We start from the raw sequence: 24802 nt of genomic DNA, 5'->3' as shown, positions 1-24802 counted from the left end.
GATATCTTGAAAAAAAAGTCACTAATAATTAAGGTTTTTCCTAAATATAAAGAAAAAAATAATTATTAATGACTTTTAAACGTTTAAAGGATCGCTAAATCCTCAAAAACCTTTTGATAGAAGGAGATTTTAAAGTTTTGATAAATTAGCGTTTCTTTTTACCTTTTGTTGCATTTGTTAATTCTGCCTGAGCAATCTCAGCATCAAGAATTGTCTGCCCCGTTGCAGCTAAAAATACATCATCAAGACTAGGTCGTGACTGAGCCAAACTGAATACTTCGATATCAACGGCTGATAACATACTTTGAATCTCGCCTATAGCATTAGCGTCGGGAGTCACAAATAAATTAACAGCATTACCTTGCGCCTCATTAATCGTAATGCTTTGCACAATTGGTAATTGCTGCAAGATTTTTTGGGCATGTTCAGCCTCATGGCGTTCGGCAAATTCACGAATTCTTACGGTAATGCGATCGCCACCAACCTTAGTTTTAAGTTCCGAAGTTGTGCCTTCTGCAATAATTTTTCCCTTGTCAATAATCGCGACACGATTGGCAAGGGCATCAATTTCTTCGAGGTAATGACTAGAGATTAAGATTGTGACCCCAGAAGCTCTAAGTTTGCGTAAAAAATCCCAAATCGCGAGGCGACTTTGAATATCTAGTCCCACCGTTGGCTCATCAAGAATCAATACCGATGGTTGATGCAGCAGTCCTGCCGCTAGATCTAAACGTTTTTTGAGACCACCTGAGTATGTCCCTGACAGCTTGTCGGCATAGGGTTCGAGTTGTAGTAAGTCCAATACCTGATCAATGCGATCGCTAATTTGTTTGGGTGGAATATGATACAAAGCGGCTTGAAACTGTAAAAGCTCACGTCCTGTCAAAACTTTGTCTAGAGCAACTTCTTGGGCTACATAACCTACGCGATCGCGGATTGCCCTAGACTCTGTTGCCCCCGCCACTTCGATCACCCCTGAATCAGGTGTAGTCAAAGTACATAGACAGCGCATCGTTGTGGTTTTGCCTGCCCCATTAGGACCAAGCAGTCCATAAATTTGCCCTTGCGTAACATTTAGAGAAATTCCATCTACGGCAATAGTTGTGCCATAAGTTTTCTTGAGATTTTCAATTCTTACTGCCGACTGCATGGAGGTATCTAATTATTACGTTCTGTTAACCAACTATTTTAACCGTGACGCTATCCAAATCGCAATAAAATCTTTCATTAACAAGAAGGATCACTTTGCTACAAACTCAAAAATCTAGAAATTATTTAGTAAAGCCATATATGTCGAAATATATTGTTAAGTTAACTTTAATTTCATTCTTGAATAAGTAAGCAAATACAATTTTATTCTTTTAAATAGCGGGGGAGCTAACGAAACAGTTATTTTCAGAATAGTTAGATTAAATCAAACAGTCATTACTGAAGTTGAATTGAGGGGTTCAAAGATTATGTTAACAATGAATCGCACCTTGGATGCAAAGACTAGCGATGTTGAGCATGTTTATCTTACTGATAGCGATCTATTTAATTTAGAGCGTTTTGCCAATACTTTTTCCTTGCGTGTCAAGACCTATAGTCTATTGCGCGATCGCGCTGAAGAGATCACAATACGAACTCTCAAACTCTTGGCACAGCAGTATCCTGAGTTAGTTCATAAGCAATTAGCCCGTTGCAAATATGACATGTCTAACATGATTCGCTATGCATCTTTATCCATCTTGCGTGATGACGAGCTTTTCTTTCGAGAAACCTTGATGGATTGGTTGGCAAACATCATTAACTCCTATCAAGTCTCGAAGGAATGTTCTACTTGCTATCGGTTAATGCAAACGGTTGTTGATGAGATGTTACCTCCTGAATGTTCTGTATTGGTAAAGCCCTATTCAGATCTAGCTATTGCTGCATTAATGAATGCTTAGTTAGCTGAGGCTAGCTATCAATACTCACGCATGATCGACCTCCGAGACTTCAGTTAATTAATAATCAGTTAATTAATGACTAGATTGACAAGCATTTCAAAGGTTTTTTAGAGGTTTTTTGGAGAAGTTGTTATGGATACTCATCCCGTCGTTACCGTTGACCGTAATTCCACAGAGGCAGAGCGCCAAACAGCTCTCCAGCAAATCTATACACAAGTTCTAGAGCGCCAGCCCTATGAGTCTGAACGCAAGGCACTTGCGAAGTTTGAGAAGGATTTTCTTAAAGGGAAGTTGGGGGTACGTCATTTCATCGGCGAACTCGTCCTGTCATCGGTCTATCTCAACAGTTTTTATCATGATTGCTCAAATCTCAAGTTTGTCGAATGGAGCTTTAAGCATATCCTTGGACGGGCGCTAAGGGACAATGAAGAGATTGCGAAGTACATGAATTTACTGATGATGGAGGGGGTAGCGGCATTTTTCCATGAGCTTCTCGGATCGGAGGAATATCGTAAAGCTTTTGGCAGTTTCACAATTCCCTATGCTCGTGATGTCAAGTTCTATGACTCTCCTCGCAACTATCTACAAACAAATCTCTTGACCCATGAACATGTTGGACAACGGGGCAAGATTGTGCCGATGATCTATTGGCAAAAGTTAGGGCTAGATTGTGAAACGGGTTCCTGTGTGATGCCTGAAGAAATGCAGCACAATCCCGATGCAATGAGTCATTCCGTCCATTCCGCCGCCGATCGCCAACAGGCACTTGCACAAATCTATACTCAATTGCTAGAGCGGCAACCCTATGCCTCTGAACGTCACGAAATTGCTCATTTAGAAGAAGATTTTCTATCTGGCAAGTTGGATGTACGCCACTTCCTCGGCGAACTGGTGATGTCAAATCTATATTTAGATAGTTTCTATCGCGATAGTTCTAACTTGAAGTTTATGGAGTTTAGCTTTAAGCATCTCCTTGGTAGAACTCTCCATAATAAAGAAGAGATTAGTATCTATACAGATGTACTCACCAAACAAGGTGTTTCTGCCTTCTTCCATAAAATCTTTGATTCTGAAGAATATCGTCAAGCCTTTGGCTGTCACACTATTCCCTATGCTCGTGATGTCAAATTCCATGACTCACCTCGCAACTATTTGCAAAGCGATTTGGTGCAGCATGAACATGCAGGACAAAGGGGGAAAGCCGTTCCTAGTCTCTATTGGCAAGAGCTAGGTATGAACTGTGAAACAGGAACCTGTGTGATGCCTGATGCAAATACCAAGCAGCATTTCCCCGAACCAACTAAAACACAAGAACCTGTTTCGCGATCGCTAAATGAAGAGATCGAAGAACTTTTGCAGATGTTACAAAACAGTGATGCTCGACAAGTCCTCCAAAGCATGAACGAGAAGCAGCGATCGCTTCTGCGTAATTTAGCTAAGTAACAAAAATGAAGTGCTGTGCTTTGCACAGCACTTCATTTTTTGGTATATATTTGGATTCTCAACATTGAGTTAACTGCCCCATGGAACGAGTCTTACAGGAAATAGGGCGATCGCCTTTGATCGTTGCCGAAATTGCCATTGGCTTTATTCTGTTTTGGATTGGACAGTTTGTCTATCAAAAGCTATTTCGGCGCAAGATCGAACTCAATATTGAGCTATTTATCCGTGATAACTCGGCAGTAGCACTAGCCCTAGTTGGCTACTATTTAGGTATTGCGATCGCCCTTAAAAGCGCTCTTACCAAGTCAGTTTTAGGTTGGCAAAATATCTTAGTCAATCTAGTTGTCTATGGACTATTAGTAATTGCCTTGATGTGGGTTGGCGCAATTGTTTGCGATCGCTTAATTTTGCAACGCTGTGACAGTGCTAGAGAAATCCTCGAAGAGCGTAATTTTGGGGCAGCAGCTCTTGAGTCAGGTTGTCATATTGCTAATGGCATTATCATTAGTTCCACAATGGGCGGAGATTCAGGAACATGGCTAGTGGGTTTAGTAAGTTATGTCATCGGTTTAACGACACTGGTACTTGCAAGCTTTTGCTATTCAGCGATCGCGGGATATGACGTATTTAAATCAATTCAAGAACATAACAATCCTGCGGCGGGAGTTGCTTTTGCTGGTTTGCTAGTAGCGATCGGCAACGTGGTACATTTTGCCTTTTTGCCTGAGTTTGAGAATTGGGGAATTAGTTTTATCTTATATATTTTGGCGATTCCCTTTGGAATATTGATGCTTGTAGCCATTCGCTGGCTTGCGGATCTGATTCTTGTACCGGGGGTGAAAATTTCTGATGAAATCGTGCGACAGGAAGTACCTAATCTCGGAGCAGGATTAATTGAGGCATTTGCCTATATTGCAGGTTCACTATTAATTTCTTGGAGCATTTAATAAAATTTGAAACGAAATTTGAGAGAGGGTTTGCTACACAAACCCTCTCTCAAATTCCAAAAGTAAAAGCCTTGCTAAGCAAGGCTTTTACTTTTGGAATTTTAAAATTTGCCAGATTAACCCAAACTGACGTTAAAAAAGACTCGCAAAGCGAGTCTTTTTACTATGCAGATTCAGGTTTAGGCATTGACGCAGGATGTTGCAATATCTCGGCAGTTGATAAATTTTCGACCATGTCGCGAGTAATCAGACATTTGGTCACATCCTTACGCGAGGGTAACTCGTACATCATGTCTAGCATCAACTGCTCGACGATACCGCGTAATGCTCTTGCCCCCGTTTTCCGACGATAGGCTTCTTTAGCGATCGCCTGTACAGCATCGGGCTGAAACTCAAGCTGGACATTATCCATTTTTAAGAGTTTCTGATATTGCTTGATCAATGCACTACGAGGCTCAGTCAAGATTGCCATGAGTGCCTTTTCATCAAGAGGATCAAGCACAGCCGTTACAGGCACACGACCGATAAATTCGGGAATCATCCCAAACTTGACTAGATCGTCGGGCTGCAAGTTTTTCAGAATCTCGGCAGTACGCTTTTCACGGGGAATTGATTCACCCTGCTGCACAAACCCCATCGACTTTTTACCGATGCGCTGCTCGATCAGCTTTTCCATGCCCCCGAAGGCTCCACCGCAAATAAATAAAATATTTTTGGTGTCAATTTGGATGCAGTCTTGGTAAGGGTGCTTACGTCCACCTTGGGGCGGTACGTTAGCGATCGTCCCTTCTAGCATTTTTAGTAAAGCTTGTTGTACGCCTTCGCCTGACACATCACGGGTGATCGAAGTATTTTCGCTCTTACGGGCAATTTTATCGATTTCATCAATGTAAATAATGCCCCGCTGCGCCTCTTCGACATCGAGATCCGCAACTTGCAATAGCCGCAGTAAAATATTCTCCACATCTTCGCCGACATAGCCTGCCTCGGTGAGTGTAGTGGCATCAGCAACCGCAAAAGGCACATCTAGCATTTCGGCTAAGGTCTGCGCCAAAAGCGTCTTACCACAACCCGTAGGACCTATCAGCAAAATGTTTGACTTCTGAAGTTCAACCCCATCCTCAGACTGCCCCTTACTAGCTGACTCGATAAAGCTAAGGCGCTTGTAGTGGTTATACACAGCCACAGACAAAACCTTTTTGGCTTCGTCTTGCCCCACTACATTTTCATCGAGATAGCGTTTGATATCGCGAGGTTTGGGAATTTGGTTGAGATTGAGATTTGCCGCAGTTTTGGTTTTACGCTTTTCATTGGCAGGATCTTTACGCTGAGCAGCTTGGGGGGGAGCGCTATTAAACAGCTCCTCATCGAGGATTTCGTTACACAAATCCACACACTCATCACAAATGTATACCCCTGGTCCTGCAATTAGCTTGCGTACCTGCTCCTGCGATTTACCACAGAAGGAACATTTTAGATGAGAGTCATATTTACTGGGCATAAGCTATCTCGCTGTGGCTAGACTAGGGAGAGGACAGATGGCTGAGGGCTATTGGCATTGGTTAAAACGCGATCGATTAAACCATATTGCTGAGCTTCGGCAGGGGACATAAAGAAATCGCGCTCGGTATCTTGCTCGATCTGTTCAAGGGGCTTACCTGTATTTTCGGCTAACATCTCGTTCAGTGATCGCTTAATATACAAAATTTCTCTTGCTTGAATTTCGATATCCACTGCTTGACCTTGAGCGCCACCGAGGGGTTGGTGAATCATGATCCGCGCATTTGGTAGAGACATCCGCTTGCCCTTAGCACCAGCCGCAAGCAGGAATGCTCCCATGCTAGCAGCTAGCCCCATGCAAATGGTACAGACATCAGGACGGACATGGTTCATCGTGTCGAGGATCGCCATCCCTGCATAGACTGAGCCACCGGGGGAGTTGATGTACAGATAAATGTCCTTTTCGGGATCTTCAGCTTCTAGAAATAAAAGCTGGGACATGATTAAATTGGCGCTGGTGTCATCAACTTGCGAACCCAAGAAAATAATCCGCTCTCGCAATAGGCGCGAGAAGATGTCAAACGCTCTCTCGCCTTTACCTGATTGCTCAACCACCATTGGTACAACCTGATTTTGGGTCGAAGCGATCGCGAATTGACTCGATGTTAATTGACTAGATAAAGGGAACATTCGTTTTGAATTCACCATAATTTTGACGCATTATCTCAGGCAATGCTTGAGTTTTACCATACCTATTTGAGAGCTATTATGACTCAAAAATCGTGTTGATGATGGTGTCATTCCTATTGTAATCTTTTACGCAATCTGAATTTTTTAGTAAAGAGGGGGTGCGCTGCACCCCCTCTTTATTTTATTTAAGCAGTTAATTAAGCTTCTTCAGAGGTTGCGTCAACCGTGATTACTCCATCAGCATCAATCTCTGGTTCAATGCTTTCGAGGGTTTCATCGGCTGGGGGATTCAAGGAGCCTTGCTCAACTAGCTCGATCTCAGAATGCTCGATCAACCATGCGAGGGCATTTTCGGTCAAGATTTCTTCACGAATAACGGTTGCTAAGCGATCAGGATCAATATTTTGACCCTTGAGGGCTTCTAGCGCACCAGCAACTCTTTCATTGAGGGTTGCTTCATCGGCAACAATTTTTTCTTGTTTGACGATTTCATCAAGGGCAACCTTGCGTCTAAGGCGTTTCACGGCTTCAGGCTGATTGAGGCGACGCATTTCTTCGACCAACTCTTTGGTAAAGAGTTGCTTTGCCATCGCAGGATCAATACGCTCTTGGAGATAGCTGGCCTGTTGTCTTACCAAGAAATCCAGTTCTTGCTGTACCAATGTTGCAGGCAAGTCCACGTCGAGTTCGGCAGTGAGGGCATCAAGGACTGCGGTTTCTTTATTTGCCTTAGTCTTGGACTCAGCCTCATCAATGACGCGCTTTTCTAAAAGCTCACGCAATTCGGCGATCGTTTCCTTATCGCTGATGGATTTGGCAAATTCGTCATCAAGGGCTGGTAATTCACGACCCTTGAGTGATTTGACCGTAATTACGTACTTAATTTCCTTACCAACATATTCTTCGGGGTAATAGTCTTGGGGGAAAACGGACTCAACTTCTACGACATCGTCGATTTTTGCACCGATGAGCGCTTTGACGACTTCAGGAATAAATGCTTTTTCATCAACATCTAACTGAAAATCATCTTCACCAGCATCGGGCAATTCTTCGCCAGTCTCGCGATCAAGCACTTTGAGATCAACCGTTGCGACATCATTTAGTTCGATGGCGCGATCTTCGACGGGTACTAATGTAGATTTACGCACTTGAAATTCGCGCAAGGTGCGATCGACTTCCGTAAGATCGGGTTTGATTTCCTCAGCTTTAACGCTAAAGCCTTGATACTTAGCAAGAGTAACCTCTGGCTCAACATCGATCGCTGCTTTAAAAGATACTTCTTGTCCGGGGGTGAAGGTTTGGACAAGGGTTTCAATATCTGTAATCAGTTGGAAGCCGCCTAAAGCTTTATCTTTAACTTCTTTGTTTTCGGCAAGAGCTTCGTTTAAGGTTTTTTCTAGCAACTCTTCGAGAACATTTGCTTTGAGTCGCTGACTACCAATTTGTCTTAGTACAAGCTGTTGTGGGGCTTTACCTTTGCGAAAACCGGGGACTTGGATCGTGCGTGTCAAGTCTTTGACAATGCGATCGTATATTGCTTGAGACTTTGCCCCTTCTACTTGAATGTCAAAACCAATTTGACTAGCGGGAAGCTTCTCTAGAGTGACCTTCATTATTTAAATATGCCTAGATTAAGTATGCCTAGATTGAATATATCTAGAAATCAAAAAACATTTTTTGCCAACCTTTGCCAACTTCTGCCAACTTTTTAGCAAAACTGTCAGCAAGTGTCAAATTATGCCAAGTCTATAATATTACGATATCGCCGATCATATGCCGATCATATTTATATAAAAAACATATCCAATCCTAAAGCGGCTCAACTTGCCTCAAATATGGACATGTACCGCACCGAATATGCTGCCCATAAATTGTATAAATTGTTAGGAAAACCCCAAATATTGAGATGCGAGGCAAATTGCCTCGTCTCAATATTTACTTGAGGTGACGAGTAGGACGGTTATCGACTGGCTTGGCAGATATAGGCTGAGTGATAGACACTTGTTGCGAGGAAGTAGGAGATGCTTGTCCATCTAGTAAAATTTGTAACTTCGGTCCAGTTGCCGCAAGGCGAATCGTAATCCCATTTTGTACCCGTTCTTTTTCTATTTGCTGATCGTTAACATATGTCCCATTTGCCCCAATATTCACGATTTCCCAATATAGAGCCTGACGATGTAGTTCGACATGGTAGCGAGAAACAACTGAGCTATATAAGATAACGTCATTATCGCCAGAGCGCCCAATCCGAATCACAGGCTCAGCTTCAAATTTCCATGTTTGGATAGGAGTAGCTTCGATAGGATGAAGCAAGTTAAGCGTAATCACAGGCTTTCATGCAGAATTTTTACAGAAAAAATAAAATTTTTATGGCAAATACGACAGGACTTGCACTTTTTCAATTTATTTCAAAAGTCTAGCACTGACCTTCTCGAATTGTTATAACCAACAATACTCTTTTGTTCAGAATTATTTTGCTTGGTTATTTTGTAGCGTATCTTTACCGAATACAACTGTAGTTACAGTATTTTACGCTAAATTAAAAACAAGAGACATGCTTGAAAGCTTTTCAAAGCAACGCTTTCAAGCATGTCTCTCTACTACTTCAAGTTTTAACAAGCTGTAACATCAGTTAACTAAACGTGAGTTCGATAACGCCATTTGCGCGGTGCTTCGCATCGCGCAAATGGCGGAAAATGGTAAAAATCGCTTAGCGATTTTTACCATTTTCCGCCTTCGTCGAACTGACGTTAACTAACGCGAGTTCAGAATAGTTTGTAACAAGTTTTGGGAGAGTTTTTTGCTACGCAAACCCTCTCTCAAAGCCCAGAAGCAGAAGCATTGCTAAGCAATGCTTCTGCTTCTGGGCTTGTAAGACTTGCAAGCTTAACCCAAACTGACGTTAGTAAATGTCTAAAATTTATGAATATGCACTTAGTTTGAAGAGATTAATGACAACTATTACTATTGTTGGTTGCGGGGTGATTGGGGCATTACTTGCCTATGAATTAAGTAAAGATGTGAGTGCAAATACACTAGATGTGACTGTTATTGAGGCAAATACTCAACCTGCAATGGGTGCGACTGGGGCTTCGTTAGGGGTGTTAATGGCAGTTTGTAGTGCTAAGGCGAGGGGGACTTTAGTCAAGTTGCGCTTAGCCAGCTTAAGTAAGTACGATCGCCTCATTATGGAGTTAACTGCCCAAACCAAGCAGGATCTTCGCTACAATCGCAACGGCATTTTAAATTTATATCGATCGCCCAATGCGGAAACCACATCGCGATCGCTGATCGAAATCCGCAGAAAACAAGGCTTTGAGTTGCAATGGCTGGAGCATCAAGAACTTACCGAACAATTTTCACAATGGCAAGCTGAGGGTGGGTTATTCAGTCCCAGTGATCGGGCAGTACATCCCACTAGGTTTGTCAACGCATTAGTCGCTGCCGCTACTCAAAATGGGGTGAAATTTCTGTGGAATACCTCAGTTAAAAACTTAGAAGATATTTCTAGCGATCGTATCGTGATCACGTCAGGTATGGGTTCCAATCCTTTGATTGCGCCATTCTTAAAAAATCAAACTCAAGATCTATTGCTACCCATTGGCGGTCAAGCTTTACGGCTAAAAGTCCCTAATCTCAATCTCAAAAACATTGTTCATGCGGAAAATGAAGATGGTACTGATATTAATATTGTGCCGCTTGGGGATGATCAATATTGGCTTGGGGCAACTCTAGAGTTTGAGCCAAGTCAATTACCCCGTGAGGCGAACGTACCATTTCTATTAGAACAGGCGATCGCATGGTGTCCCACATTTGCGAATGCTGAAGTCTTAGAAACATGGGCAGGCGATCGCCCTAGACCACAGGCAAACCAAGCGCCCATTCTTGGGTTTGTCCCCAATCATCCCCATATGCTGATTGCTACAGGTCATTACCGCAATGGCGTAATGATGGCTCCTGTTACTGCTCAAATTACCAAAGATTTACTTTTAACTGGCGAAAGCGATTTACCTTGGCGACCTTTTGCCCTAAAGCCATTTCAATAAAGAACTGATTTTTTATGGTGCGGCGGAGCCACACCATAAAAACCGTGTAGTCACACTTTCGAGAGTTAGGATGATTGATCTAATTGTCTTACCACTGTTAGTGCGGAATAACTTACCCCTGCGGTTCCTTCACCGGGGTGAGTGGAGTCGCCGACTAGCCAGATATTTTTGAGAGGAGTGCGGGTAGCAAATCCAAAGGGACCAAAGGTAGAGACACGCATTCCTACACCACCAACGATGCCGCGATCGCGTCCCGTATAACGCTCAAAGGTCTGAGGTGTAGCGGCTTCTACGTGAATGATTGTTTCCTCATTAAGATGAAAGTAGACCCTTAACTGCGCGATCGCCCGTTCTGTAAATTTCTTTTTGAGTTCCTGATAATCCTCACCACCGTACCAAACTTCAGCATCGGTAAATTCTGACGCAATAATCGTTGCTTTTCCATCTGGAGCGCGACCATCACCTTCTTTGCTCACGGAAACAAATAGAGAATGCGGTTTATACGCTATAGAGTGTTCATAGGCTTCCAAAAATTGCAAGTGCGGCGGACAGTTTTCGGGAATTGCCGCGCGATCTACTCCCAAATAAACGACAAAAGCAACAGAAGCAGGTTTAAGATTGTTAACCCGCTTAGCATAACCCTTAGGAGCTTGTTCACCCAAAAGCTGCACAAAATTATTCACCGTCACATTCGCCACCAGATGATCTGCCTCATCCCACCAAGTTTCCCCCGTTCTGAGACTTTCTACTTTTACCTGTTTCCTGTTTCCTGTTTCCTTAATTTCGCTAACCCGATGCTGCATTAATACTTTACCTCCATCCCTTTCAATACTCTCAATTAGGCGATCGCTTAGTACCTGCATACTTCCTTTGAGATGAGATAGTCCTAATGGAGTTTGCGAAACTGCAAGAGCTGTTGCCGCATAGAGCAAAGCTGTCTCTTCGGCATTCACCTGTGAATAGAGCTTCAATTGCAAATCGAGAAAGGTGCGGAGTCTTTGATCATTTGCTAATCCAAAACCATGCAGGGCATCACCCACCGTCGAAAAGGTGTAGGGAACGGTAGCTAGAGTGTCAATCCGCAAAGCTTTAACTAATTGCCAAGCATCCCAAAAATTGCGTGGCGGCAAAATCGGATCGCGAGACTGAAAGCGCCAACTCCGCCAAAATAAATCTTCTAAGAAATCCCAAAATGGTTCGCTATTGGGAAATTGCTTTTGTCTTTCTAGTTTCCACTTATGGCGATCGCGCCAGACATTAATCGGTTCATGCTCATTTGGCAAAAACACGGCACAGGCTGGATCACAATCGGTAGCTTCAGGAAGTTCTATTTCGAGTTCTTTAAAAATGCGATCGTGAATCCCGCCAGATTCCAATCCCGCCACCTGTGTCGCACCAACATCAAAGGTAAAGCCGCGCCGCTTAAAGGTCGATGCACAGCCACCAGCAACAAGAGCCAAATCATAAACAATGACTTCATAGCCACGCTTTGCCAGCAAAGCCGCCGCCGTTAAACCGCCAATTCCCGCCCCGATCACAATAATTTTCTGTTGTACTTTCATTTACTCAACTCACACCATTGTCGAATATTTTTCTCTAGTTCTTGAATATCTTCTGGACAGAGTTGCCGAATGCGATCGTAATTTTTAGCTGCTTCTTCGGCGAGGATTCCTCTACCTTGACAACGTGCTTCTAATAGCGATCGCTGTTCTGCAAAACGCATGAAATAACTTGTTTTAGATTTTCTTTCAGCACGAATTTCTGACCATTTCCAGATTTTAGGAAGATCTTCACATCCTGCTAAAACCCATACTTCTAATTCTTGCCAAGCGTTTTCTCCAAGGAATTGCTTTGGACTTTGGTACTTTTCCGCTAAAAATTCCTGTGCTTTCTTTTCAAGTCCATCTAATTTTGCTCGTCGATCTTCATTGCCATCACGATCGACACATACTAAAAACAAATCAGTCATACCTCCATATCTTTCTAAAATTTCTTGAATCTTTTCCCATCTCAGAGCTTCAGCATGACCTCGCAGACGGGGATTTTTGCAGACTGTAACTCTTGCTTTTGGTTTACCGATCGCTGTCATCATCGCTCTGACAATCGGTAGCACCATACTCTCATCATTAACAAAATCTTCCAGAATAATCAGAACATTCATGAGTTCTGCACCTCTTCATCTTCGAGGAAATACATCGCATCTTCTAGCCAACCTGAATCTAGTAAGCTCGATAATCCATCATTAGCGACAAGTTCCCTAGCATTGGGAATGTCCATGATCTTAGTAATTCGTGACTCGGCGCGATCGCCTATGCGATACATCAAAGAGGCATATTCAAGACTGGCAGGGCTGAGGAAATTTAACAAAAGTGGTGAATGGGTAGTGATCACTATTTGCATTGAGCCATTAGCGACTTCTTGCTCCATTAGTTGCAATAACAAGCTCAAGCGATTGGGATGAATGCCGTTTTCAGGTTCTTCAAAAAAGTAAAAGCGCGATCGCTGATTACCCAAAAGCGCCGCTAGCAATCCTAAAAATCTTAATGTTCCATCCGATGCACTGTAAGCGGTTGTTTTCTGTCCACTAGCCTCTTCGATTCTCAGCAAAACTTTGCCCGTAAAATCCTCTGGAAAGTCAAAATCCTTTGCATCCATTGGCGTTAAGGCTTGCAACCAATCCAATAAAATCGCCTTACGATTTGCATCACGACAAATATCTAGCATCACCGATGATAAATTTTCGCCGCGATCGCCTAAAACATTTTGTCCTGAATAAGTCGGCAATCTCATTACATCAGAGCTGAGATCCAGAAATCTCATTTCACTAATTGCAGTTAGAGCGATCTCACAAAATTTTCTCGCAGTTGAGTTTGTAAAATTTTCTCTATCACCTTGTCCATATGGCTTAGCTCCTAATACGACTTGAGAAAGTATTGGAATATAGTTAGCTAAATGATCATAATTCTCAAACTTTACAGGATCTACATATTGTGTATAACTTCCCATATAGTCATAAAAACGAACCTTACTAGAATTGGGATAAAGAGGAGAGTTAAAGTCAAACTTTGATTCAAAGATTGGATACTCTTTTTGCCCACAATATAAAGATTCTTCCCTAATATATGGTACTGGACTAGAAGCATCTAACCTCATCCGAATAAGGTAATCCATGTCATATTTTGTATCACCATCTTGGACAGAAAAGGAAATAGCGATCGCAAAAGAATCTGCCCCACAATAAGTTATTTCTTTCGTCCCGCCCCGTATGCCACGCCATTGCAGCACACCACCTTCACCATATTTCTCGCCAATAATTTCGGCAATACTATAGCCTCGCGAAATGCCGTGCAAAAAACGAAATGCATCACGAATATTGCTCTTTCCTGAAGCATTAGTTCCCACTAGAACCGTCAAATCTCCAAGCGAAAGCTCAGCATTTTTAAAACTTTTAAAATTTTCTAAGCGCAGACTTTTTAGCATTTAAACACCTAGTTTTATTGCTACTGAAATTGAAGTTATAGCAACATCAATTCCAGCAGCAATAAATCATATGTACAATTTATGTAATACCTAAAATTGCTTTTTTGTAAGCAGGGCGATCGCTAATCCGTTTAACGTAGGCATCTACAGCAGGATAGTCAGCGTATGAGATTTGGAGCATCAAAATCGCATAGCCGAGGATTGTCCCCACCGCTACATCCGACACAGTGAAGTTTTCACCAGTGATATAACTTTGATTTTCAAGAATCTTGTTTAAACCACCGAGTAATCGTGGTGATTCTTTTTCGCGAGTGTCTGCACCAAATATACCTGGACCAAGGGTCGCATTGGCAAACAATACCCATTGAGAAGCGATCGCTCTTTCTTCGAGGGTTTTCACCTGCTCATATTTATCGGCAAGGTATAGCAAAATCGCGCCAGATTCCCACAATTGAAAATCACCTTCAGTAATTGCAGGAACCTTTCCGAAGGGATTAATGGCTAAAAAGTTAGGTTGTAAGTGTTCACCTGCCTGCATATCGAGAAGTTGAAATTCGTAGGGAACTTGCAGTTCTTCTAAATACCATTTCACAATTGAAGCACGACTTCTCGCGCCACCATAAAGCTTGGTCATAGTTGTTATTTAGTGATTTTAACTGGTCAGATTAATACTATCGATGCTATAGACACCTTAAATTCACCCGATAGTATAGCGGTTTTCAGATGAGTGCATATTCATTTGAAAACACTCTAAACAATCCCTAACTAGCTAGGATAGATCCAAAAACTGTAGCGCACGCTGTGCGCTACAGTTTTTTTGGTTTTATATTTAATTGCGCCCAGCTACTTATAGATTGCGTAGGGGAGTTTCCTGTCCATAGATAAACTTGCGCTCTAGGTTATTGCAGATGAACCAAACAGCGATCGCAATTATCGCAGTAATAGAACCAAACAAAATTGCAAGTAAATTGGCGGTTAGGAAATAGCTAATCAATGGCGTACCTGTCCATGCGATCGCCGCAATGATTAGACTTGCTGTTTTTAGCGATCGCACAGTTTTTAAAGCTTTACTACAACTCGCGCATTTAGAAGTATGGGAATGGTAACGATCTAAGAGAACTTCTTTGGCTAAAGGTGCAGCTAGCCTTTGGTCAGCAAAGGGATCGGCTTTGTAGCGAGTTACCCATTTTCGCAATTCGGAAACATAGGTGTCGGCAGGAGTTGCTAAATAGAAAGCCTTGGCATAGTTTCCATCATTTTCTGGTTGAGCCAGTGCTGTTGCTAAATAGCGCTCTTGATGATGCAGAAAAATCTGATCATCTTCGAGAATTCCATTCTGCCCGATATGCGAATACCAACGAGGCGTGATACCAATAAAGAATCGAGGAATTGCTGAATTGAATTGAAAGGGAAATCGCGCAAACATCCGACATTCACCCTTGCGGGTGGGTGTGGCATATACCACTGTCATCGTTCTCCCAAATTGCTTAGAAGTGAGGTCGTGCCACATCAAGGAAGGCGCGATAAAAGTTGTATCTTGTGTTCCTAATTTGCCCCGTCGGGGTCCCTCTTCCCATGTGCCGTTAAAGCCATTTTTATGGGTTTCGAGAACTTCTAAAACCATCGGTGCGGCATTGGCGCGATTGCCCACAGACCTATGATGAGTAAAGGGTAGATGACTCGCATCAAGGACATTTTCTAAAAGGGTAATCGCATCGTAGGGAAGATCGCGAAAGGTTCCAAAAATAGTCCATTTCTCAGGTTCGTCATCAATAGGATCGACGATGGGAATCTTAACTTGCTGAGCATTTTCGGGTTTGCCAGCGTAAATAAATAACAGACCCTGACGCTCGGCAGTAGGCAATGATTTCACACAGGCACGTTTTGAGGTGTGAGCAGTTCCCCCTTCAGGTTGCTGAGGAATGCGATCGCAACTGCCATCCCCCTTAAAAGCCCAACCATGATAGGGACATTCCAATAAGCCATCTTCAGCAATTCTACCTTCCGATAGAGGCACGAGGCGATGGGGACAGCGATCGTCAAAGGCTTTCCATGCGTTACTATGACTGTCCCACCAAATGACAAGATCACGCTCTAGCAGGGTAAACTTGGCAGGTTTTGTTTTATCTAAATCTTCAATGTAAAAGACGGGATACCATACCTCTTGCCAATCAAAGCGATCGGGATCTTGTCCACCCGCAGGCAAAGTTTGTGACTGTGAATTATTAGCTTTAGCGTTTACAGGGGTAAGTTCATCTCGCAGCAAGGTATTTGCAGTCATAGGTACAGCTAAACCATCAAATTGTAAAGTTATGTATAGTTTAGCTTGTACTCGCTATGATTTAGGACAGAAAAGGGGCTTAAGCCCCCTATCTTGCGAAGTATTTTAGCTAAGTGCCAAGAGTTCAGGATCTTGGAAGAGGGGCGTACTTAAGTAGCGTTCGCCAAAGCTAGGCTGAATCATCACGATAATTTTGCCTGCATTCTCAGGACGCTTAGCAATTTGAATCGCCGCATAGAGGGCAGCTCCACTAGAAATCCCTGAAAGCAATCCTTCCTCACGGGCTAATCTGCGTCCAAAGGCGATCGCCTGAGTGTCATCAACAGGAATAATCTCATCAATCAATTCTGTTTTCAAAACTTCAGGCACAAATCCCGCACCGATACCTTGAATTTTGTGAGGACCAGGGCGACCACCCGACAATACAGGGCTATTCGCTGGCTCGACTGCGATCGCCTTAAATGATGGTCTGCGGGATTTAATTACTTCAGCAACCCCTGTGATTGTGCCGCCAGTACCAACTCCCGAAATCAAGAAATCAATCTGTCCATCGGTATCTTCCCAAATCTCTTCGGCAGTAGTTTTGCGATGAATGGAAGGATTGGAAGGATTACGGAACTGTTGCAACATATAGGCATCGGGCGTAGTTTCTGAGATTTCCTTAGCTCGACGGATTGCACCACCCATACCTTCACTACCGGGGGTCAATTCGAGTTCAGCTCCATAGGCACGTAACATTGCTCGACGTTCTAAACTCATGGTTTCTGGCATGGTCAGAATTAAGCGATATCCCTTTGCTGCCGCCACCATCGCTAGAGCGATGCCTGTATTGCCTGAAGTTGGCTCGACGAGGATGGTCTTATTTGGAGAGATTAAGCCCTGTTCCTCCGCTTCTTGAATCATGTTTACGCCGATACGATCCTTAACGGAAGCAGCAGGATTCATGCTTTCCAGTTTGACGATAATTCTTCCCACACAGCCTTCAGCCTTGGGGATGCGTTGCAATTCAACTAAGGGGGTACGTCCGACTAATTCAGTAATGTTATTGGCGATTTTCATAGATAAAAGCTTGAATGATTGCGGGTAAATGAGCCTGTAGTAAACTTTAGAGCATTTTTGAGGGCTTAGAGCTTTTAGCCAAATCGGGCAATCGCTACTTTTATGCCCCAAAAGCTACACACACTAACTCTTTTCGGGTTTAATAGGGATATTGCGATCGCAAAAAAATTTCACAACATCATCACAAACTTATTAATTAACTAACTATGGCTGCTACTTTAAAAGATTTTTTAGAAGAATGTCACACTCTCGGCTTAGTGCGTCTGATCGTCACCAGTGATGCGGGTGTGCTAGAAGCAAGGGTAAATATCGAGAAACTTTTTTACGCGGAACTTCCTAAGGGCAAGTATGCGAATATGCACTCCGAGCATATCGAGTTTCACCTCAATATGGACAAAATCACCGATGTCCGCTTTGAAACCGCCGAAGCCAAACGCGGCAATTTCACCACCTACGCGATCCGCTTCCTCGATGCCGATGACAAGCCCCAAATGAGTGCTTTCCTGCAATGGGGTAAACCGGGGGAATATGCCGAAGGTCAAGTCGAAGCATGGTCTGCGCTCAAAGACAAGTACGGCGAAACTTGGAAGCCTGAGCCTGTTGAGAGTATGTAGGTCATAATTGTCAATATTTCTATCTGCGATCGCACCAGAGGGAAAATCAATGCAACAAACTATTACTAAAGATCAAGAACCTAGTACCAATATTTCCTTAGATGATGAGGTGCTAAAAATCCTTGCGAAAATGCCAGATGCTCTCAAGGTCGAGGTTCTGCATTATGCGGAATATTTATTGAATAAGGGAACTGAAAAATCATCTGGTGTTGCGATCGCAAGTGATGAAATACACAAGAAAAAAATACAGGCAAGCAGGAACGATGGCAGGGCTGATTGTGATGTCAGATGATTTTGATGAGCCATTAGTAGAAATGAAAGAGTATATGGATCAGTTTGCATGCATTTAGATATATACAGCCTACTTTTTACATTACCTTTATATTAAAATGAGTAGCTTTGACAAAAACTTAGTTCTAAGGAAAATCACTAATTTCTATCTCAATTCAATAGACTTCAATGGTATGGCAGCAGTTAATCTGTGTGAAGAGCTTAAAGTTGAATGGATTGATCTACATGACGGACTTAAGAATCTAATTGAAGATGATAAAGTAGGGATACTTTACAATAGTTCCGACAGCAATTCGCATATTATTCGTTTTGGCTTTGAACCTAAAGATATTCAAATTTCAAAGCTAGTTACAAATGAACTTTTTCATACCTGTATTTATCCACTTTTTAACCATCTCCAGACCGTGTTAGATCGCTCATTGTACGAAGGAGAACCATACAAACTTTGCCTAGCTTTGGGCGAACCTCAGCTAACACACAAATCTTTTGACCTGAGTATTTTAGAGTTTTATAGAAATGATCCTCGCTATATGTACAAAAATAGCGATATTAAGGGTTATATTTGTGTGCAAGATGAATACTTTGAATCAGATGAAATGGCGGAAAGTGATCAGATTCTATTAGAATCATTTGGATTTTCGTATGACTCTAATGGGAACCGATATGTATCTGTTTACTTAAGATATTTAGTTAGTCTTAGTCCAGAACATCAACAAATATGGAAAGCTAAAGAGGTTATAGGTGATTATAAATTACATCCAGATTACTTCGGCAGTACAATTGGTGGATCTTTTGGAGGTGGAGTTTCAATTTTTCTTGCATTTTTAAAAGAACTATACATAATAAATCAAGTAGCAAAATTGATGAAACGTCCTCCACTATTTAATCAAGATTTTGGGGAGTATGCAGATGACAGACCATCACAATTTAGTTTTTTAGTGCGTCCTACCTTAGAAGAATTTAATAATTTTGTACTATTGCTAGACAAGATATTGTCAGACAATATTAATAAAGCATTCTTTCAAAATGAGGTATCTTATGAAACTGAAATAGAAAGAAAAGATGGAAAGATAGAAGTTCAAGGTAAAGGGAGCTTGAAGATTTTAGATGATTGGGTGAGAGAATTCTTTTTTATGGAAGATTGGCAAGCTTGGGATGAAAGTATTAAGACGTTTCGTGATATACGCAAACGCCGTCAGCAACCAGCTCACACAATAAAAGAAAATATTTTCGATCAAAAGTATTTTAAAGATCAACGAGAATTAATAATTCGGGCTTTCAAAGCACTGCAAATACTAAGGTTAATACTGTCAAAGCACCCTTTAGTAGCGACTACAGATATAAAAATTCCAAAATGGTTAGTAGAAGGAAAAATTTGGACTTATTAATCTTTTGACCACTTTGTTAAGAAAGTAGCGATCCAGAGTTTTGAGTATTGAAAGGGCGGCTGTGTTAACAAAATGAATCAATTGTTATAATTATTTCTACAACATGATTGAGTTCTAACCCTAATGTCAATAACCCTAGAAGAAAGAGTCGCAATCCTAGAAGCTGAAATCAACTTGATTAAAAACAAAGTGGAAAATTCAACTACCACAGTAAAACCTTGGTGGGAGCAAATCACGGGAACATTTGCCGATAGCCCAGACTATGACAAAGCCATGCAACTAGGCAAAAAATATCGTGAGTCATTGCGTAAGGCATCAACAAAGTCCCGCAAAAAATAGATGTACATACTCGATACTGACCATCTCAGCACATTAGATCGTGGGGGGATTAACGCTCAACGTCTTCTTACTCGTTTAGCAAAAGTCAATCCTAATCAAGTCTCAGCAACCATCATCAGCTACGAAGAACAGACAAGAGGATGGTTAAGCCACATTTCTAAAGCACGCAACCTTGAAGCACAAGTTGAAATTTACAAACAACTTAAAAGACAAATTAATAATTACTGCGCTATTCCAATAATTGATTTTGATATAGAAGCCGCAAAGGAATTCCAACGAATCAGAAAGTTATACCCTCGCCTCGGCACAATGGACTTAAAAATTGCAGCGATCGCTATTGTTAACAATGCGATCGTATTAACTCGCAATACTTCTGATTTTGGGCAAATTGCTAACTTACTAATAGAAGATTGGACAAAGTAAAAATTACTGATCGCTACTTGAGTTTGGTGAAGTGGCGATCGAGATCGCCCATCAGCCTCGTAACCATTATCTGCAAGCAGATCACTTGCCTCCCTTCTGGGAGCTTAGAATAGTGGGATAGCAAAAATGATCGGTAATATGCAAATATCTTTAGACAATCTATTAGAAGAATTATCTGGCATTGAGGCAATTACTAATCCCGCACAAGTTGCAAAACTTTCAGAGGATTACTCTCACTTTAGCCCCGTCCTTGTTCCATTACTAGCTGGCAAAGTTGGCGATGTCGTAGTACGTCCTAGCAATGAAAATGAGATATTGAGAATTGCCAAGACCTGCGTGAAATATAAAATACCACTGACTGTGCGGGGAAGCGGCACAGGAAACTATGGACAATGTACTCCTCTCAAAGGTGGCATAATCCTTGAGACTTCGCGCCTGCAAGAAATTAAATGGATTAAAGCAGGACTCGCCTGTGTAGAAGCAGGCGTAAAAATGGCAACACTAGATAAAAAAGCTCAAGAAATTGGATGGGAATCGCGGATGGTTCCATCTACCTTTAGAAGTGCTACTGTGGGCGGATTTATTGCTGGCGGCAGTGGTGGTATTGGCTCAATTTTGTATGGACAATTGCGCGATCGCGGCAATCTTAGAGCAGTCCGTGTAATCACCCTTGAAGATGAGCCACGCATTATTGAATTGCGGGGCGATGATGTACAAAAGGTCAATCATGCCTATGGGACAAATGGCATTATTACAGAATTAGAAGTTCCCCTCGCCCCTGCCTATGAATGGTCAGAATTTGTAGTTAAATTTGCAGATTTTATGACCGCCGCAAGATTTGGGCAAGCTCTTGGTAATAGCGATGGCATTATCAAAAAGCTGATCAGTGTCCATGCTGCACCCAGTAGCAATTATTTCACAGCTTTACAGAGTTATATTCCTCCAGATTCCCATTGTGCTTTAGTCCTTGTTGCTGAAAGCGATCGCGAACCATTTCTGAGCCTAGTTAACGAATTCAATGGTGAAGTTTGCTACGAGAAACCTGCTCAAGAATCAGGCAAAGGGATCAGCCTTGTAGAGTTTTCTTGGAATCACACCACTTTACATGCTCGCGCCGCCGATCCCTCCTTTACCTATCTCCAGAGTCTATTTTTCAATGATCCGAAGTTAGAACTTGTGCAGCAAATGTACGATCATTTTGGTGACGAAGTGATTATGCATTTAGAGTTCATTCGCGTCAATGGTGTAGCAATTCCTGCGGCGATTCAATTAGTACGTTTTACGACTAGCGATCACCTGAATGAAATCATTGCCTACCACGAATCACAGGGCGTATTCATCGCCAATCCCCATACCTATATCCTCGAAGATGGAGGCATGAAAACCGTAGATTACGATCAGTTAAATTTCAAACGGATGGTTGATCCCTACGGATTGATGAATCCAGATAAGATGAAAGCTTGGCAAGTATAAACAGAGGTGGCGCAAAGCGCCACCTCTATTATGGGGACTTTCATTTAATCTTGATTAAAGTGGCGATCGCAGTTTTCAATGACTTGATTCCAAATAGAGAAATGTAGTTCTTTATTACGCTGGCGATCGCTTTTTATTTCTAATACTTGAGTTCCTTGTGATTCAAGCGAATTAGTTAAGGCTTTGTGAAAATGCTGCCAATCTTGAATCAGAACATGTTTGCAATTATATGCCGAGATAATGGGGGCAAAATCTATGCCATGAGCTGTACCAAAAAACTCCTCAAAGGTATCCTCAAACTTGGAAATTGGCAACAAATTAAAAATACCGCCACCATCATTATTTAGAAGAATAATCGTGAGGGAAATATCATACTTTTTCGCAGCAAGCAATCCATTCAAATCATGATAGAAGGCTAAATCCCCACAAATAAGCACCATCGGCTGATCACATCCCCAAGCTGCACCAAGCGCACTGGAAATCGTCCCATCAATACCATTTGCACCACGATTGGCAAGAACTTTAATCGGGCGATCGCTATGGAAGAACGTATCTAAATCTCGAATTGGTGTGCTGCTGGCAACATAAATATGGCTATTTGCAGGGAGAATTTGGGCAAGTTCCGCATAGACTTTTCCATCAAACAACTCTTCTATTGCACCAAGGGCATCATTAATCGTATGTTCGGCAATACTTTCAGCTAATTCAAAATCTAAACGCCATTGCTTATCTTGCCAAGCGGTTTGAGCATAGTTTTCTAAATAGTTGGCTAACTGTTCGCAGAAAGTAGCAGGATAGATATTTAGGGATTGTGTAATTCCATGGGTAGGATCGCTATTGGTACTACCGACAACGATTTGCTGGCAGCTAATATGTCGCTCTAGCCAAAGCATATAGCTTTTAGAAGTGGGCATTGCACCGAAGCGAATCACAATTTCGGGGGCATGGGTTTTACAGAAATTCGGCGATCGCAAAAAGCTATCATAATGTCCAATTTCATCACGCCGATGTGCGCCCGTAGCTTCTATCAGTAAAGGATAACCTGTAGCCCTCGCTAATCTCCGTACCGATGCTAAAAAATCATTGGGTGCATCATATACACCAACTACGATCACCCCCTTAGGATGACTAATGATTTGATTCGCAATCGCGGCGATCGCATTGGTATCGATTGCTCGCATTCCTGTAATGATTTGACTATAGGCTCCTCCTGACGGATTACCAAATATCGCCTCTGGACTACTGAGGGCTAAATCCTCTGGTATATCCGTTGGCACAGGAATCGGTGGCATCGGGTCAGCAAAGGGGAAATTGAGATGCACCGCACCTGCGGGGGTATCGCCTTTACCAACAGCAATACTAACTGTGCGACTAATCAGCGATCGTAAATAGCGTAGGCGAAATCCAATTATTTCTGGAGTTCCCACTTCAAAGAAGTAACGAACATGTTTTCCATAGATATTAATTTGGTCAATCGTCTGTCCAGAGCCACAGTCACGCATCTCTGGAGGACGATCAGCAGTTAATACCACTAAGGGAATCCGACTGTAGTAGGCTTCGATAATCGCAGGATAATAATTTGCCGCCGCCGTTCCTGATGTACAAAGTAGCACCACAGGAGCCATCTGCACTTTCGCTAAACCAAGGGCAAAAAAGCTACTTGAGCGCTCATCAATATGCACCAAAATCCGAAAGTCAGAATGGCGATCGCGTAATTCGGCAAAGGCAATCACAAGTGGCGTAGATCGGGAACCGGGGGAAATGCAAACGGTACGCACACCAGACCGATAAAGCTCTTCGGCAACAATGCTTGCCCAAAGAGTATTGCGATTTGCAGTATTCATCGGATTATGGTTCCATTGGCACTAAATTGAATGCTGTAGCCAAGTTCTTTGAGCATTTGCCGCAAAATTGGCAAGCTCAAGCCCAAAACATTAGTATGACAGCCTTCTATCTTCTCAATTAGCAATCCCCCTAATTTCTCTAAAGTAAAGCATCCTGCACAGCATAGAGGTTCCCCAGAATTAACGTAACTTTCAATTTCCGCATCTGTGGCATCGCTGAAATACACCTTGGTGACACCATGACGCATGACTGTACGCTGATTTTGGATATCAATCAAACAATGTCCTGTATAGAGTTCGCAATAGTTGCCCCGCATCTTTTGCCATGTAGCGATCGCAACTTCCTTAGTTTCTGGCTTACCGTAGACTAACCCATTCAAGTACATGATCGAGTCACAACCCATTACCAATGCATTTTGTCCCGATAGTTCCTGTGATACTTTAGGAAGAACAGCCTTGGCTTTGCACTGAGCCAGTGTTAGCACTAAGGAGGTGGGATCACTTACCTGAATCGCATCTTCATCAAAGTAACTGACCCTCACAATTGGCGTGATCCCTGCATTTTCAAGGATTTTCTTACGTGCTGGAGAGGCTGATGCAAGGACAAAAATGGAATCCGCCATATTTTAAGACAATTGTTTAGAACTATGTTTAGTTATATAGCAATCCTAAATCATTTGTAGATTTTTGGGTTTGTGGAAGCGCACCCAAAGGGCTATGCCTCCACAAACCATTGAGGATTGCTATATTCTCATAAAGAAAGCGATCGACTCAAAAAACGATCCCCCAAAAACTAAAAATGAAATGAGGGAAAAAATACCTGATAGGGTAGAAGGCATAAACTTATGTGTCACTACATAATCCAACAGGAGCAACAATTTTTCGCATCCTTATTCATAGATACAAGTAGATCCATGCAACATTTACCTTGAATTTCACAACCATCACCTCGAAATCAAAGTTGCAATCTCGCTCTAATGTCGGTAGCATAGGTAATAATAAAAACTGTAATAAAACGCAACAATAAAATATATTTTTTTAATATATTTGAGTTTG

24 protein-coding genes are annotated in these 24802 nt (G+C 42.2%); 11 read left to right on the top strand and 13 right to left on the bottom strand.

The annotated features are described in order from the left end of the window. Positions 1–145: 145 nt before the first annotated feature. On the bottom strand, positions 146–1150 hold the full coding sequence (locus tag NMG48_RS13120) for an ABC transporter ATP-binding protein (RefSeq protein ID WP_271251975.1): 1005 nt from the start codon (positions 1148–1150) through the stop codon (positions 146–148). A gap of 307 nt (positions 1151–1457) precedes the next feature. Between NMG48_RS13120 and NMG48_RS13115 the strand changes: the two genes are divergently transcribed. The 3 genes from NMG48_RS13115 to NMG48_RS13105 all read left to right on the top strand — a co-directional run bounded on the left by NMG48_RS13115 (position 1458) and on the right by NMG48_RS13105 (position 4318). Continuing rightward, a complete protein-coding gene (locus NMG48_RS13115; protein ID WP_126385532.1) occupies positions 1458–1928 on the top strand; it encodes a phycocyanin in 471 nt (156 codons plus the stop codon). A gap of 132 nt (positions 1929–2060) precedes the next feature. Further along, the gene (locus tag NMG48_RS13110; protein ID WP_271251974.1) at positions 2061–3371 is read left to right on the top strand and encodes a phycobilisome rod-core linker polypeptide; all 1311 of its coding nucleotides are present in this window, start codon (positions 2061–2063) and stop codon (positions 3369–3371) included. Positions 3372–3451: 80 nt separating this feature from the next. Then, complete coding sequence (locus NMG48_RS13105) at positions 3452–4318, top strand: DUF350 domain-containing protein (protein ID WP_271251973.1); 867 nt, start codon at positions 3452–3454, stop codon at positions 4316–4318. 163 nt (positions 4319–4481) lie between these two features. Here the strand turns inward: NMG48_RS13105 and clpX are convergent, their stop codons facing one another. The 4 genes from clpX to NMG48_RS13085 all read right to left on the bottom strand — a co-directional run bounded on the left by clpX (position 4482) and on the right by NMG48_RS13085 (position 8836). Then, positions 4482–5819 (bottom strand): ATP-dependent protease ATP-binding subunit ClpX, encoded by a 1338-nt coding sequence (clpX, locus tag NMG48_RS13100; protein ID WP_126385534.1) that lies wholly within the window; start codon positions 5817–5819, stop codon positions 4482–4484. 17 nt (positions 5820–5836) lie between these two features. Next, positions 5837–6526, bottom strand: coding sequence for an ATP-dependent Clp endopeptidase proteolytic subunit ClpP (gene clpP / locus NMG48_RS13095; protein ID WP_271251972.1), 690 nt, complete (start codon positions 6524–6526; stop codon positions 5837–5839). Positions 6527–6705: 179 nt separating this feature from the next. Then, the gene (gene tig / locus NMG48_RS13090) at positions 6706–8121 is read right to left on the bottom strand and encodes a trigger factor (protein WP_271251971.1); all 1416 of its coding nucleotides are present in this window, start codon (positions 8119–8121) and stop codon (positions 6706–6708) included. 322 nt (positions 8122–8443) lie between these two features. Further along, complete coding sequence (locus NMG48_RS13085) at positions 8444–8836, bottom strand: FHA domain-containing protein (RefSeq protein WP_271251970.1); 393 nt, start codon at positions 8834–8836, stop codon at positions 8444–8446. Between the two features lie 623 nt (positions 8837–9459). Between NMG48_RS13085 and NMG48_RS13080 the strand changes: the two genes are divergently transcribed. Next, the gene (locus NMG48_RS13080) at positions 9460–10554 is read left to right on the top strand and encodes an NAD(P)/FAD-dependent oxidoreductase (protein ID WP_271251969.1); all 1095 of its coding nucleotides are present in this window, start codon (positions 9460–9462) and stop codon (positions 10552–10554) included. 65 nt (positions 10555–10619) lie between these two features. On the opposite strand, the gene crtD is transcribed toward NMG48_RS13080, so the two are convergent. The 6 genes from crtD to cysK form a co-directional block, all read right to left on the bottom strand. Further along, positions 10620–12116 (bottom strand): C-3',4' desaturase CrtD, encoded by a 1497-nt coding sequence (gene crtD / locus NMG48_RS13075; RefSeq protein WP_271251968.1) that lies wholly within the window; start codon positions 12114–12116, stop codon positions 10620–10622. Next, positions 12113–12715, bottom strand: coding sequence for a hypothetical protein (locus NMG48_RS13070; RefSeq protein ID WP_271251967.1), 603 nt, complete (start codon positions 12713–12715; stop codon positions 12113–12115). Before NMG48_RS13070 ends, crtD begins: the two co-directional genes overlap by 4 nt. After that, on the bottom strand, positions 12712–14034 hold the full coding sequence (locus tag NMG48_RS13065; RefSeq protein WP_271251966.1) for an AAA family ATPase: 1323 nt from the start codon (positions 14032–14034) through the stop codon (positions 12712–12714). The genes NMG48_RS13070 and NMG48_RS13065 overlap by 4 nt, the downstream gene beginning before the upstream one ends. Positions 14035–14113: 79 nt before the next feature. Continuing rightward, complete coding sequence (locus NMG48_RS13060) at positions 14114–14668, bottom strand: glutathione S-transferase family protein (protein WP_271251965.1); 555 nt, start codon at positions 14666–14668, stop codon at positions 14114–14116. Positions 14669–14881: 213 nt separating this feature from the next. Then, positions 14882–16315, bottom strand: coding sequence for an aromatic ring-hydroxylating dioxygenase subunit alpha (locus NMG48_RS13055; RefSeq protein WP_271251964.1), 1434 nt, complete (start codon positions 16313–16315; stop codon positions 14882–14884). A 105-nt stretch (positions 16316–16420) separates the two neighbouring features. Continuing rightward, a complete protein-coding gene (cysK, locus tag NMG48_RS13050; RefSeq protein WP_271251963.1) occupies positions 16421–17374 on the bottom strand; it encodes a cysteine synthase A in 954 nt (317 codons plus the stop codon). Positions 17375–17580: 206 nt separating this feature from the next. Here cysK and NMG48_RS13045 point away from each other — a divergent pair, with 206 nt between their 5' ends. The 7 genes from NMG48_RS13045 (at position 17581) to NMG48_RS13020 (ending at position 21902) form a co-directional block, all read left to right on the top strand. After that, on the top strand, positions 17581–17988 hold the full coding sequence (locus NMG48_RS13045; RefSeq protein WP_271251962.1) for a ChuX/HutX family heme-like substrate-binding protein: 408 nt from the start codon (positions 17581–17583) through the stop codon (positions 17986–17988). 49 nt (positions 17989–18037) lie between these two features. After that, on the top strand, positions 18038–18280 hold the full coding sequence (locus NMG48_RS13040; RefSeq protein WP_271251961.1) for a DUF2281 domain-containing protein: 243 nt from the start codon (positions 18038–18040) through the stop codon (positions 18278–18280). Beyond that, positions 18252–18338 (top strand): hypothetical protein, encoded by an 87-nt coding sequence (locus tag NMG48_RS21710; protein ID WP_345961265.1) that lies wholly within the window; start codon positions 18252–18254, stop codon positions 18336–18338. The genes NMG48_RS13040 and NMG48_RS21710 overlap by 29 nt, the downstream gene beginning before the upstream one ends. Positions 18339–18452: 114 nt before the next feature. Continuing rightward, positions 18453–19667, top strand: coding sequence for a hypothetical protein (locus NMG48_RS13035; protein WP_271251960.1), 1215 nt, complete (start codon positions 18453–18455; stop codon positions 19665–19667). A gap of 123 nt (positions 19668–19790) precedes the next feature. Further along, the gene (locus tag NMG48_RS13030) at positions 19791–20006 is read left to right on the top strand and encodes a hypothetical protein (RefSeq protein ID WP_271251959.1); all 216 of its coding nucleotides are present in this window, start codon (positions 19791–19793) and stop codon (positions 20004–20006) included. After that, positions 20007–20429, top strand: coding sequence for a type II toxin-antitoxin system VapC family toxin (locus NMG48_RS13025; protein WP_271251958.1), 423 nt, complete (start codon positions 20007–20009; stop codon positions 20427–20429). It begins immediately after the preceding gene. Between the two features lie 138 nt (positions 20430–20567). Then, positions 20568–21902: an FAD-binding oxidoreductase gene (locus tag NMG48_RS13020; protein WP_271251957.1), complete on the top strand. Its 1335-nt coding sequence runs from the start codon at positions 20568–20570 to the stop codon at positions 21900–21902. Positions 21903–21946: 44 nt separating this feature from the next. Here the strand turns inward: NMG48_RS13020 and menD are convergent, their stop codons facing one another. Next, positions 21947–23746 carry a 2-succinyl-5-enolpyruvyl-6-hydroxy-3-cyclohexene-1-carboxylic-acid synthase gene (gene menD, locus NMG48_RS13015; protein WP_271251956.1) on the bottom strand — a complete coding sequence of 600 codons (1800 nt, stop codon included), beginning with the start codon at positions 23744–23746 and terminating at the stop codon, positions 21947–21949. Then, positions 23743–24369, bottom strand: a complete 627-nt coding sequence (locus tag NMG48_RS13010; RefSeq protein ID WP_271251955.1) for a nucleoside triphosphate pyrophosphatase — start codon at positions 24367–24369, stop codon at positions 23743–23745. The genes menD and NMG48_RS13010 overlap by 4 nt, the downstream gene beginning before the upstream one ends. Positions 24370–24802: the final 433 nt, after the last annotated feature.

This window comes from Pseudanabaena sp. Chao 1811 (assembly GCF_027942295.1).
Lineage (GTDB): Bacteria > Cyanobacteriota > Cyanobacteriia > Pseudanabaenales > Pseudanabaenaceae > Pseudanabaena.
The sequence above is the reverse complement of the archived record's forward strand: the minus strand, read 5'-3'. Positions and strand labels throughout refer to the sequence as shown.